The organism is Paraflavitalea speifideaquila (genome assembly GCF_032395985.1).
GTDB classification, from domain to species: Bacteria; Bacteroidota; Bacteroidia; order Chitinophagales; family Chitinophagaceae; genus Paraflavitalea; species Paraflavitalea speifideaquila.
Genome location: NZ_CP135920.1, coordinates 1,029,788 through 1,042,082, shown reverse-complemented (window position 1 = coordinate 1,042,082; position 12,295 = coordinate 1,029,788). Strand labels below are relative to the sequence as shown.

At 45.9% G+C, this 12,295-nt stretch carries 11 protein-coding genes and 4 pseudogenes; 8 read left to right on the top strand and 7 right to left on the bottom strand.

Annotated elements, in window-relative coordinates:
* Positions 1–232: 232 nt before the first annotated feature.
* The 8 genes and pseudogenes from RS881_RS07395 to RS881_RS07360 all read left to right on the top strand — a co-directional run.
* A pseudogene (locus RS881_RS07395) lies at positions 233–786 on the top strand (Rnase Y domain-containing protein); the annotation flags it as partial.
* Positions 766–1,038 (top strand): KH domain-containing protein, encoded by a 273-nt coding sequence (locus tag RS881_RS07390; RefSeq protein WP_350340193.1) that lies wholly within the window; start codon positions 766–768, stop codon positions 1,036–1,038. The pseudogene RS881_RS07395 and the gene RS881_RS07390, both read left to right, overlap by 21 nt.
* Before the next feature lie 56 nt (positions 1,039–1,094).
* Positions 1,095–1,607: an HDIG domain-containing metalloprotein gene (locus tag RS881_RS07385; protein ID WP_315820479.1), complete on the top strand. Its 513-nt coding sequence runs from the start codon at positions 1,095–1,097 to the stop codon at positions 1,605–1,607.
* The gene (locus RS881_RS07380) at positions 1,544–1,795 is read left to right on the top strand and encodes a hypothetical protein (RefSeq protein ID WP_315820478.1); all 252 of its coding nucleotides are present in this window, start codon (positions 1,544–1,546) and stop codon (positions 1,793–1,795) included. The genes RS881_RS07385 and RS881_RS07380 overlap by 64 nt, the downstream gene beginning before the upstream one ends.
* Before the next feature lie 236 nt (positions 1,796–2,031).
* Entirely contained in the window at positions 2,032–2,322 is a 291-nt protein-coding gene (gene rplS, locus RS881_RS07375; protein ID WP_425476373.1) for a 50S ribosomal protein L19, read from the top strand.
* 218 nt (positions 2,323–2,540) lie between these two features.
* A complete protein-coding gene (locus RS881_RS07370; protein ID WP_315820477.1) occupies positions 2,541–2,789 on the top strand; it encodes a Sec-independent protein translocase subunit TatA/TatB in 249 nt (82 codons plus the stop codon).
* A gap of 128 nt (positions 2,790–2,917) precedes the next feature.
* A pseudogene (locus tag RS881_RS07365) lies at positions 2,918–4,109 on the top strand (amidase family protein).
* A gap of 376 nt (positions 4,110–4,485) precedes the next feature.
* Positions 4,486–5,532: a lytic transglycosylase domain-containing protein gene (locus RS881_RS07360; RefSeq protein WP_315820476.1), complete on the top strand. Its 1,047-nt coding sequence runs from the start codon at positions 4,486–4,488 to the stop codon at positions 5,530–5,532.
* 225 nt (positions 5,533–5,757) lie between these two features.
* Here RS881_RS07360 and RS881_RS07355 read toward each other — a convergent pair whose 3' ends face one another.
* From RS881_RS07355 to RS881_RS07325, 7 genes and pseudogenes are all read right to left on the bottom strand, one after another.
* On the bottom strand, positions 5,758–5,943 hold the full coding sequence (locus RS881_RS07355; protein WP_315820475.1) for a chorismate-binding protein: 186 nt from the start codon (positions 5,941–5,943) through the stop codon (positions 5,758–5,760).
* Positions 5,933–6,678 (bottom strand): annotated as a pseudogene (locus tag RS881_RS07350) (chorismate-binding protein). Before RS881_RS07350 ends, RS881_RS07355 begins: the two are co-directional and overlap by 11 nt.
* Positions 6,666–6,953: a hypothetical protein gene (locus RS881_RS07345; RefSeq protein ID WP_315820474.1), complete on the bottom strand. Its 288-nt coding sequence runs from the start codon at positions 6,951–6,953 to the stop codon at positions 6,666–6,668. The pseudogene RS881_RS07350 and the gene RS881_RS07345 overlap by 13 nt, the downstream one beginning before the upstream one ends.
* A 773-nt stretch (positions 6,954–7,726) precedes the next feature.
* A pseudogene (locus tag RS881_RS07340) lies at positions 7,727–8,987 on the bottom strand (adenylosuccinate synthase).
* 260 nt (positions 8,988–9,247) lie between these two features.
* Entirely contained in the window at positions 9,248–9,802 is a 555-nt protein-coding gene (locus RS881_RS07335; RefSeq protein WP_315820473.1) for a RagB/SusD family nutrient uptake outer membrane protein, read from the bottom strand.
* Positions 9,799–10,485, bottom strand: a complete 687-nt coding sequence (locus RS881_RS07330) for a hypothetical protein (protein WP_315820472.1) — start codon at positions 10,483–10,485, stop codon at positions 9,799–9,801. Before RS881_RS07330 ends, RS881_RS07335 begins: the two co-directional genes overlap by 4 nt.
* A complete protein-coding gene (locus RS881_RS07325; RefSeq protein WP_315820471.1) occupies positions 10,475–12,190 on the bottom strand; it encodes a TonB-dependent receptor domain-containing protein in 1,716 nt (571 codons plus the stop codon). The genes RS881_RS07330 and RS881_RS07325 overlap by 11 nt, the downstream gene beginning before the upstream one ends.
* Positions 12,191–12,295 lie beyond the last annotated feature (105 nt).

Here is a 12,295-nt window from a genome sequence, read left to right as displayed (position 1 = left end):
AATAAATAGCTTTTTCAGCTCCCACCCATCACGCAAAATGGCAAAGCGCCTGTTTTTATACACTTTTCAGCGAAGGGGCGTTCTAAACAGAAATTATGCAAATAGGTTCACCGGTCAAAAAATGCTTGTTTTATTTCCGTACTTTCGCACATTAACGTCTCACGTATGGACAATATACTATACATAGAGAGGATACATAATATGGTAGAACAATCTAAATTTTTAAAACACAATGGATCCGAACGCATTAACCTATATAATTGGAGGAGTGGCGCTGGTGGCCGGTATTGTAGCTGGAAAGTTCATTTTCGCTAAAAACACCCAACGCCAGGTCGATGAGGCAGACCAACAGGCTAAAAAACTGCTTGCCGATGCTCAAACCCAGGCCGAAACCGTAAAACAACAAAAACAATTAGAAGCCAAAGAACGATTTTTACAACTAAAAGGGGAACACGAAAAAGAGGTAGGAGAACGCAATCGCAAGCTCGTTGATTCAGAAAACAGGGTTCGCCAGAAAGAACAAACCATCAACCAGAAGGTAGACCAACTGGAAAAACAGGTAAAGGATAATGAAGTCATCAAGGACAACCTGAACCGCCAGATTGAAGTGGTTAACCTCAAGCGCACCGAACTGGAAAAACACCAGGAAGAGCATATCCGCCGCCTGGAAAAATAGCCGGCCTTACCGGTGAAGAAGCTAAAAAGCAACTGGTAGAAAGCCTCAAACAAGAAGCAACCACCCAGGCCCTGGCCCTCCAACAGGAAATCATTGATGATGCCAAGCAAAAGGCCAATAAAGAAGCCCGCAAGATCATTATCCAGTCTATACAACGTACTGCAGCTGAACAAGCTATAGAAAACTCAATTACCGTTTTCAACCTGGAAAGCGACGAGATCAAAGGACAGATCATCGGCCGTGAAGGACGTAATATCCGCGCTATTGAAGCCGCCACGGGTGTAGACCTCATCGTAGATGATACCCCGAAGCCATCATCCTGTCATCCTTCGATCCCCTGCGCCGCGAAATTGCCCGCTTAAGCCTTACCAGGCTGGTTACCGATGGCCGTATCCACCCGGCCCGTATTGAAGAGATCGTGGAGAAGACCCGTCGTCAGATCGAAGAACAAGTGATGGAGATCGGCGAACGTACCGTTATTGAACTGGGTATACATGGTTTACACAAAGAACTCGTTCGTATCGTCGGTAAAATGCGTTTCCGCTCTTCCTACGGACAAAACTTATTGATGCACAGCCGTGAAGTAGCCAACCTCTGCGGTATCATGGCAGCCGAACTGGGCCTCAATCCAAAACTCGCCAAACGTGCCGGTCTCTTGCACGATATTGGTAAAGTCCCTGATGAAGAGTCTGAACTGAGCCACGCCCTCCTGGGAGCCAAACTGGCCGAGAAATATGGCGAAAATCCAGCCGTGGTGAATGCCATCGGTGCTCACCACGATGAAATGGAAATGCAATACGTGATCTCCCCATCGTACAGGCTTGTGATGCCATCAGCGGCGCAAGACCCGGTGCCCGTCGTGAGATCATGCAACAATACCTCCAGCGTATCAAGGACCTCGAAAACCTGGCCCTCGCCTATAATGGAGTAGAAAAAGCCTACGCCATACAAGCCGGTCGTGAGTTGCGTGTTATTGTAGAAGCAGAGAAAGTATCCGATGCCGATTCCGATAAGCTGTCATTTGAAATAGCCCAGAAGATCCAAACCGAAATGACCTTCCCCGGCCAGATCAAAGTAACCGTGATCCGTGAAAAACGGTCTGTGAACGTAGCCAGGTAAAATGATCAATAGTGCCGTGAAGGCTCACAAACAAGAACTTAGGAACTAAATTATAAACAGGAAGCAGCAGATAAGGTAATAAGTTTTAAAAAATAAGGAAATCTAAATCCGAAATCCGAAATAAACTACTACCTTTGCCCTCCTTAAAATTTGAATGTCATGAACGCAGCAGTTCAATTCGTACAAGAGCAATTAATCGGTAAAAAGACTTCCCTAGCTTTAAAGCTGGCGATAACATTACCGTTAACTATAAGATTATTGAAGGTGGTAAAGAGCGTATCCAGGGTTTCCGTGGAGACGTAATTAAGCGTCAGGGCACAGGCGGTACTGCTACTTTCACCGTACGTAAGATATCTGATGGTGTAGGTGTTGAAAGAACCTTCCCCATTTTCTCCCCCAACATCGAATCTATCGAACTGAATAAGACTGGTCGCGTACGCCGCGCCAAACTGTTTTTCCAACGCGAACGTAGCGGTAAAAGCGCCCGTATCAAGGAAAAACGCCAGGCTGTTGCAGCTAAAGCTTAACATTCAGCTCGTTACAAAATATAGGAAAGCGGAAACCACTTGGTTTCCGCTTTTTTGTCCTTTTCTGCCAATGGCTACGTATATATAATGTGCATTTTGTTAATCGCAAGTAAAATACCTTCTTCAGGTAGCACTTGCGGGTAATTTGTGTTGAGGATTATACGTTTTACCTATGAAAAGCTGTAATTTCGTATTTCAATCTAAAATAAAAGAGTACCATGCTTGTAGCTACAAATTTCCTGATGATCTCGATGCCAGGTGGTATGGAGTGGGTGTTGATCATTTTGGCTGTACTGATCCTTTTTGGTGGTCGTAAAATCCCTGAATTCATGAGAGGTATCGGTAAAGGTATCCGTGAGTTCAATGATGCCAAGAGTAATGTAAAGAAAGAGATCGAAGATGGCATGAACGAAAAGGATAAAAAGCTCCTTCTTCTCCTGCGCAATAATTTTTCGTTCCTTCCTTAACGGGGATTCCAAACCGATTTGTTCTCTCAAAGCCGGCACCAGGATTTGTTTACCTTCGAATCAATAACCCAATACCATGCTGATCTGCTTAAGGGCACTACTACCTGCGTAGCAGCCGTTCAGCATTTTTGCACAATATTGATCAAAAACGCCACCTCAATGCTTACCTCCAGGTCTACGATCAGGAGGCTTTGTTGGTAGCGGCCCAATTGGATGCAAAACGTGCAGCCGGTAAACCCTTGGGTAAACTCCATGGTGTAGTGATCGCTTTGAAAGATGTGATCTGCTATAAAGACCACCCCGTATCCGCAGCCTCGAAGATCCTACAAAACTTCACGTCCATTTATAGCGCTACCGCTGTTGAACGCCTCCTGGCCGAGGAAGCCATTATTATTGGCAATACCAATTGCGATGAATTCGCCATGGGGTCCACCAACGAAAACTCAGCCCATGGCAAGGTCCTCAATGCCCAGGATGAAACCCGGGTGCCCGGGGTCTTCCGGTGGATCGGCAGTAGCCGTACAGGCAGCCCTCTGCATGGTAAGCCTGGGTAGCGATACAGGCGGCTCCGTACGCCAGCCCGCCGACTTCTGTGGCATCGTAGGCCTCAAACCCACCTATGGCCGGATCTCCCGCTATGGACTGATAGCCTACGCCTCCTCCTTTGATCAGATCGGTATCTTTGCCAACAATATACCCGACGTAGCCATTACCCTCGAAGTAATGGCCGGTCCCGATGTGTTCGATAGCACCGTATCCGACAACCCTGTTCCAGCCTACTCAACCGCAACCAATTCATTACCAGCCACTTTAAAGATCGCCTACTTCAAAGAAGCACTCGAAAGCCCGGCCCTGGACAATGAAATAAGAACCAATATCCTGGCCCTGATCGACAAGCTACGGGCTGATGGTCATACCGTAGAATCCGTCAATTTCGAGTACCTCGGCTACATCGTTCCTACCTATTATGTATTGACCACCGCCGAAGCCTCCTCAAACCTTTCCCGCTTCGATGGGGTAAAATATGGCTACCGCACCCCAAATGTGGATAAAAACCTGGACTTAACAGATTTTTATAAGTCCAGCCGATCTGACGGTTTTGGGTGGGAAGTCAAGCGCCGGATCATGCTCGGCACCTTCGTTTTGAGCGCGGGGTATTACGATGCCTATTTTACGAAGGCCCAGCAAGTAAGACAACTACTGGTAGAAAAACCAATTTGGTATTCAACCAGTTCGACGCAATCATTTTACCCACCGCCCCCTCCCCCGCCTTCAAGCTGGGCGAAAAATGGACGACCCCATCGCCATGTACCTGGCTGACATTTTTACAGTTTTTTCCAACCTAACCGGCATTCCCGGTATCTCAATCCCGCTTTTTGGCACAGTAATGGCATGCCTTATGGGCTGCAGATTATGACAAACCGATTCTGCGAATTATATTTGCTCCAGCTATCCCAACAGTGGTTGCAGCAGTATAGGTTCGCCGGTTAACATGAAAGGCCCAAATTTGCGACTCCCCGGCGTTATAATCTGCACTGCATCATTTTCCTCCTATCCTATCTCGAAAGACGATCCTGTTCCTATTTAAAACATCATCCGTTTAATCCATACCTGAGAGTCGGCATTGTTGTGCTAAAAAACGATGATGAAAAGAAAGCTAGTTTACGCCAGTATTTTTAGTCTGGTGTGGTTACTGATGGCATTTGATACCGGAGGAAAGAAAAAATCTTCTACCCAAAAGCCTACAGCCAAATCAACACGGGCCACAAAAGTAAAGGCCACTATTGTATTGAATGACACCATTCAATCTCCCGCTAAGTCAGATTCACTGGCTGATCCGGGTTTCAACTCCATATTTGAAGCCAATTCAAATGTGCGATTGAATCCCCGCGCCATCACCTTTGTACAGGACTATATGGAGAAAAACACGGAAGACCTCCTGGAAATCAAGGAGTGGGGACGTCCTTATTTTAATATGATGGAGAATATCCTCAATAAATATGGCCTCCCTACAGAACTGAAATACCTCGCCGTTATTGAATCCAGGCTGAAACGTTCAGCGGTTTCCTGGGCTGGTGCTGTAGGCCCCTGGCAGTTAATGCCCGCCACAGCCCGTATCCTGGGCCTGAAGGTTTCCCGCAGCTACGATGAGCGTACCGACTATTTCAAGAGTACCCACGCAGCGGCCAAATACCTGAAAGACCTGTATACCGAATTTGGCGATTGGTTATTGGTAATTGCTGCCTATAACGGAGGTCCCGGTAATGTGTACAGCGCCATCCGCAAAAGCGGTAGCCGCAACTTCTGGAACCTGCAGTATTACCTGCCAGCCGAATCCCGGACCCACGTTAAAAAGTTTATCGGTACACATTATATATTTGAAGGTCAAGGCAGTGTAACTACCTTAACCAAGGCCGAAGCCACCGAACAAATGGGCGTAACTGCTACCTATCTCCTGAAAAGGAATATCAGTGTACAGGAACTTGGCGAAGCCAAAAGCGTTACCGTATCAGGTAAGTACCACTCGGCCATCATTGCCCGTCACATTGCAATGGAACAGGCCGCTTTCAATCGATACAATCCCGATTTCGACAAAAGAATGGCCAGCGCCGATAATGCTTATGAACTGAAATTGCCTGCAGATAAAATGGAACTCTTTCAGGCAAATAAGTACACCATCCTAAATGAATCAGTTCAACTGTTGCTGAGCGGTGCTACCGTTGCAGCCAAAGAAGGTAAATAACAAAATGCTTTATACAAAAGGGTGGGTAGCCTTCCAGGTTGCCCACCCTTTTTTTTTATTTACTGGCTAGAAAATAGATGCCAAGTCCGTATCCAAGCGATTTTACAGCTCCCAAAACAGGCCGTTTCTGTGACCACTCCCCTGATCTGCACTCGCCTGCAATTCGGTTAGATTTACTTAACCTTATATTATTGGCCCACCAAGACTTTTTAATAGCTGCCGCTTTTAACAGGCATTCCTCATATTCCCCTTCCGGATTACTATAAAGGTAATGCCCGACCCCGCTTGAAAAGAGAGGTACCGGGTAGAAGCATTATATAGAATACTACGTATCACTACATTAAAGTCAAAGTCGCCAGCAGCCGTAATATATCCCAACGCACCAGAAAAACCCCTCTCTTTATTTTTCATATTGCTCAATCAATTCCATCACCCGCCGCTTTGGCGCCCCAGTCATAGAACCCATGGGGAAAGTATGCCTGATCGCATCCATAAAATGAAGGTCCTCCCGTAGCCGACCACTCACCGTTGAGATCATTTGGTGTACTTGCGGAAAACTATAAATACCATACAATTCCTCCACCTGCACCGTCCCTTCCTCACACACTTTAGAAAGGTCATTCCGCACCAGGTCTACCACCATCACGTTCTCCGACCGGTCTTTGGCACTATGATACAATTGCTCTTTATTCTTAAGATCAACTTCCTCGTTCCTAAGGTCCCTTTGCCAGGTTCCTTTGATTGGTTGGGAGAATAACCTGGCGCCTTCCTTTTTAGATAACGCTCTGGGCTGGCACATACCAGGTAATGATCTTCCACTTTGTAGTAAGCCGCGAAAGGATTGGGCGAAGTTTGGCCCAACGAGAGGTATACCGATAGCGGATCGATCACAGCATCAGTAGCATAAAACTCCTGGCAGTAATTAATTTCATAGCAATCACCCCGCAAAATATGTTGTTGTAGAGCTCGAATTATCTGCAGGTATTCGTCCCTTTCAAGTCGCGGGTGAATGGTGAAAGCTGTCTTATGGGATGTTACTTCAGGAAACCCTGCCGCCATGATCTGTTGGTAAATGAGCTCGTGGTCCTGCTGTAAAGAACCAATAAGGATGGAATGCTCATCCAACTGAATGATTACTTGCGGCACAAAAAGAACAAGTCTGGAAAACCGATGCCATCAGGATGTTCGCTCACCAATGGCTCTAAGCCATTCTTGAGGTCATATCCCAAATGGCCAAAAAGCCAGTCGCCATGCTGTTCATAAAAATCCCTTAGATTGGTAAAGACTGTTTCAGAAGCTGGAAGTGTAATGGAATGAATGGCACCAGCCGCAGCCAAACATTCATAGCGTTGAAAAGAGGATGGGTATAGTTGGCTATCCAGGAAAGAACAGATGTTGAACCGGTTACACCAGTTCAACATTTGCAATTTAGTTTGCTTAAAATCTTTTATCGGGAATGAAGTAAAACTTCTGCTCACGCGTGCCGTAGCGCCTCAAGAACGCTGTTGATTAAAAATCATCTTCTTCGTCATCAAATCCACGATCATTAAAGAGATCCATATCCTTGAATTCATCATCAAGGCCAAGATCATCCTCATCTTTTCCTGCTTTTTTGCCAGCGCCTGTGCCACCGTTGGAACCAGCTTTCTTAGTCTTTGACTTGGGTAAGTCAAACTCTTCGAAGTCAGGATCCCATTCCTCTTCTTCTTCAGGTTTATCCCAATCATCTACCTCATCATCATCACCGATGTCGTCATCATCATCGTCATCCTCCTCATCGCTTTTCTTAGCAGAGGCTTTACCACCTTTCTTAGAGGCTTTGGGTGTTGTTTCCGTATCATCATCCTCAAGGTCTTCATCATCCTCATCTTCTTCTTTCTTAGATTTCGATGAGGCTTTTTTAGGAGTTTCCTTAGAAGACTTTGGTGCAGGGCTTCCGCCGGTCTTTTTTTTTCTTTGTCAGATTTTGCTGCCATTGTCTGGTAAGATTATGCTGTAAATTTCAGCGAACTTTTTAATTCGCCAAACTTTTTATTAAAAAATTTTACTGGTAAATATACACTTCAAAGTACTTATAATAAAACCATACTTTCCCAACTTTCACAATGATTTGTGCCAATCTTATCCGCACATTTTATTATATACTAGTAAGATACATCCCGTTCTCTAAGAAACAAATATTTCACCAGAAATACTATATTTCTATTAATTGATCCCGGCCTGGCCCATTGGAGATATAAGCAACTTTCACACCCAGGTAATCATTGATAAATCCAACATAATCTGTCATCACCGCAGGCAGTTGAGCCGCCGATTTAAGGCCGCTTACATCCTGTTTCCAACCTTTAAAGGATTTCCATTCGGGTTCAATGGCCACCCTGGTCATCTGGAAGGGAACCTGGGCCGTTTTCTCCCCGTTTACCACGTATGAAGTACACACTTTTAGCTCGTCAAAAGCATCCAGCACATCGGCCTTCGTCATCACCAGCTTTGTTACCCCATTTACCATACAGGCAAAGTTGAGGGCTACCAGGTCAATCCAGCCACAACGGCGGGGCCTTCCGGTAGTGGCACCAAATTCATTGCCAATACGGCGCAATTCTTCACCCATCACATCATTCAATTCCGTAGGGAAAGGACCACTTCCCACCCGGGTACAATAGGCCTTGGTAACACCTATTACATCCCGGATCTTTTGAGGCGCTACACCCAAGCCCGTACATACACCGGCAGAAATGGTATTAGAGGAAGTCACAAAGGGAAAGTACCGAAATCCACATCCAGCATGCTTCCCTGTGCACCTTCGGCCAGCACCTTCTTGCCCTGACTGATCTTATCATTGATGAAATATTCTCCATTGACGATCTTGAACTGGCGCATAAACTCCAGTGCATCGAAGAACTCTTCTTCCCAAGCTGAGATATCTTCATGAAAATTCATGCTATCCAGCAGCTTCTGGTGTTTCAAACGTAGCTTAATATATTGAGTGGTAAAGCTTTTGTCGAGCAAGTCACCAACCCGCAGACCATTACGGCCCGTTTTGTCCATATAAGCTGGCCCAATACCTTTCAAGGTAGAACCGATCTTCTCATTGCCTTTCTGCAACTCAGATGCTTTATCCAGTGCCCTGTGCGTGGGTAGAATAAGGTGCGTTCTTTCTGAGATATACAGGTTCTTACGATAATCCACGCCAAAAGACTGGACTGTTTCACATTCCCTGCGCAGCGTTACCGCATCCAATACTACCCCATTACCGATCAGGTTGGTCGTATTTTCATGGAATATACCAGAAGGGATCTGGTGCAGTACAACCTTTTATCTTTTACATACAGGGTATGACCTGCATTGGGACCACCCTGAAAACGGGCTATAACATCGTAGGAAGGAGCAAAATAATCCACAATTTTCCCTTTGCCTTCATCGCCCCACTGAAGACCTAATAAAACATCAACCATCTATCTGAGTATTTGTATGATTTGCTGAACCCGCTAAGCAACGGGAGGGCAAAAATAGGCGAATGTGTTAAAAACGGGAAATAAAAAACCTGACAGGTTACACCCGGTTGCCATGGTTATTTTTGCAACCTTGATAAACCTGTCAGGCACTTAATTACCAGTATCTTAATTCTCTGTCAATGGTCTTGGGAATTTATCCCACACATCATAACCGGGCTTGTCGATCGGCAACTGGTTCAGGCGGTTATACCGCCTCATATCTACCAGCGGTGCCCTTCAAAAAACAAAGAATACCTGCGTTGGTACAACATTTCAGTAAGTAGGGCCGCCTGTGTAACAGCCCCGGCATAAACAGCCAGGTTATGCCCTGTTCTGATCCTGTTCAAAGCCACCACACCGTCCGGTATCTGCGTTAGTTGGATCTTGGCCTCCGCATATAACAGGATTAACTCTTCATTCCTGACCACTCCAAAAGGGTCGGTAGCACTCTTAAACACCCATACATCCCGGTTGCTGCTCAATTCACCGTAGGAAGCAGGATTATTACGCAAAGAGGCTTTCAATATCCTGTCATCCCCTGGAAGGATATCAGTAGCATAGCTCGGATGCGCCAGCCTCACCTCTCCCCCTCTATTCTGAGGGAAAAAAGCCCCATTTACCTGATCATTCGGGCCTGTTGAATAAACCATTTTAACACCCAGATCGAAAGCGCCATTCAAATCGAAATACGATTCATTCAGCGCTGTCAGCACAGCAGGCCATAACTGCCGGTAGGCCGCTACCCTGGCGGCTATGGCACGGTTAAATTTGATCAACCCCGCAGCGTTGTTGAAACCATCAAAACCCTTGAAAGCGCAAACTGGATATTAGCCCCTGTCAGATCGGTTTTTGCTTCATCCAACAAACCAGCAATAGCTTGCAGTGATTCGGGATATCCTAAAAAAGGGCCCCGATTTTCGGGATCAACTACATCCACACGTACACCATTCGTATAAGTGAGGTTGAGGTTCAATAACAACTGGTAAGCTTTAATCGTCTTCGCAAAACCCAGATACCCCTTTTTAACAGCAGCCGCAATATCAGCATTCGTACTATTGGTAGCAGAGATCAATAGATCACAGTTTTTCACTACCCGGTACCGCGCATTCCAGTTATTGGTCAAATAGAAAGCGTTATTGTCGAGTACAGTGGATCCTACACCCAAAAGATCCGTTACATAGCGTGGGTCCGAACTGGAAAACCGGTATAGCTCCCGCCCTATCACCCCTACTACTTCCAAATACAGTTCCATGTTATTACGCAAGCCCGATTCGGTTCCTATTATGAGGTTATCCAATTGCGGCTTGGATGCATTGGGAAAATAATCCTCAATGATCGGATTATTCAGGTTGCCGATCTCTTTTTTGCAAGAGGTAAATAAAGCCGCCCCACAAAAACGGCGATGATATAGATGATGAATTTCTTTTTCATTGTTCTTCTTTTGTAGTTTAAAAATCAACTGCCAGGTGGAAAGTGGCCCGCTTGGAAGCCGGGAATGGCATTACTTCCACATTGGTCGAGAAACCTGTTCCGAAGTTCGATACTTCCGGATCATAGCTCCTGTATTTCGTTTTGGTCCAATAATTATTGGCAGAAATACCCACGCGAAGCCCTTTAATAACATTCGTGGGCAATTTGGAGAAGGTATAGTACAACCCGACCTCCCTTAAGCGCAAATAGCCAGCTTCCTGCACAAAATTGCGGGCAGAAGGACTGAGGTAATCATTGACGCGCTGTATACCATTTACAACACCATTACCATCATCATCCTTGTCAAAGTCAGGACTGGTACCACCCAGGTCCGTCAGGAACTCACTCAGGTTCAGGTTATCCCCTTTATGCTTCCAATGCAGCAGGAACCGCAGACTGATGTTTTGGAGGATGGTTATTTCGTTGAAGAAATTCATCTGGAACTTGGGTTCTATATCGCCCAGCTTATGAACGCCATTTGCGCCATCCTTACCTACGATCTGCGTAGCTGTTGCCCCTTTCTCAATCCTGAATATACCCAGGCCAGTAGAAAAAGCACCTAGCTCTACCGGATCAACATCCAGCTTGGTTATTTTAGAGCGGTTCATCCAAAAATTGACCGTTGTTGTCCAACGGATATCCTTGGCGGCTACAGGTAGTGCGTTTACACTGATCTCAACACCCCGGTTACGTAGGTCGCCCGCATTGATCCATTGTGTACTGAAACCAGTGGAGCCAGCCACCGGACGTTGCAGCAAAAATCCCGTAATCGTTTTGTTATAAAAGGTCAATTCAAAATTCAGTCTGCTGTTCAGCATACTGAAGTCAATGCCCGCTTCCAACTCGGCTGTTCTTTCCGGTTCAATTTCCGTATTACCCCGTATAGTGCTTACCAGGGTACCTACCAAACCGCTCGTATTGGCCACAACCATTGAGTTGAACTTACTGCCAAATACCGGGAAGTTACCTGCCTGCCCATAAGCCGCCCTGATCTTCAGGTTGTCAAACAAATTACTTTTCCAGAAATTCATACGTGTCAGGTTCCAGGACAAGCCTGCTTTGGGATATGCAAAATTTTTCGACGCCTCCCCATTATTGGTCGACCTGTCAAAACGAATGCCTGCAGTAAGCGTAACCGCATCGAAAAGACTGGCCTCCTCCTGTATAAAAATGCCATTATCCTGGTTCTTGTTGCGGAATTGTATGGCCGTCAGGGCGCCCGCCATATTAATGTTGGACTGACCACCTACCAGGCGTGTAGCAATGTTCAATATGTTATCAAAATTGCCGTTTTCCTGTGTAATGCCTGCCGAAGTAGTCAAGCTTACATCAGGTGATGGATTGAAGTTATTCACCAAAGACAGGATGAAATTGGAACTTAAGCTTTTAGCAAACCCCTGTGCTGAAGTACCCTCATTGATCTCCTGCCCCTGAAGGGTATTCGGGAAAAGCGCAAGCGTTTTCAAGTTATAAAAATCTACCCCGCCACGGCCAATGAAACGGGTGGTGGAGTTGGTTGATCTTTGAAATATTGCATCTATATTGAAACCGGTGATAAAACGGTTCACCCCTTCATTATTCGTTGCCATGGCGATCGTTTCCAGCGGATTAGAACCACTGTACTTGTTGCGGGGAAAATTGCCGTTGGCATCCGGATGCAACTCTGTAAAGCCTGGTGTAGAAGATAGGGCCACACCATAAGAAATAGAGTTATTATCGTTGTTGGTAACACCCCGGTCGGCCGATGAATTGATATAGTTGGCCGATACCCCAATCTTGACATCATCATTGAGTCGGTG

Excerpts from the sequence above, each read along its gene's own strand:
- RS881_RS07380 (WP_315820478.1), top strand. The coding sequence starts at position 1,544 with ATGCAACAATACCTCCAGCGTATCAAGGACCTCGAAAACCTGGCCCTC.
- RS881_RS07370 (WP_315820477.1), top strand. The coding sequence starts at position 2,541 with ATGCTTGTAGCTACAAATTTCCTGATGATCTCGATGCCAGGTGGTATG.
- RS881_RS07360 (WP_315820476.1), top strand. The coding sequence starts at position 4,486 with ATGGCATTTGATACCGGAGGAAAGAAAAAATCTTCTACCCAAAAGCCT.
- RS881_RS07355 (WP_315820475.1), bottom strand. The coding sequence starts at position 5,943 with ATGAAAAATAAAGAGAGGGGTTTTTCTGGTGCGTTGGGATATATTACG.
- RS881_RS07345 (WP_315820474.1), bottom strand. The coding sequence starts at position 6,953 with ATGTTGAACTGGTGTAACCGGTTCAACATCTGTTCTTTCCTGGATAGC.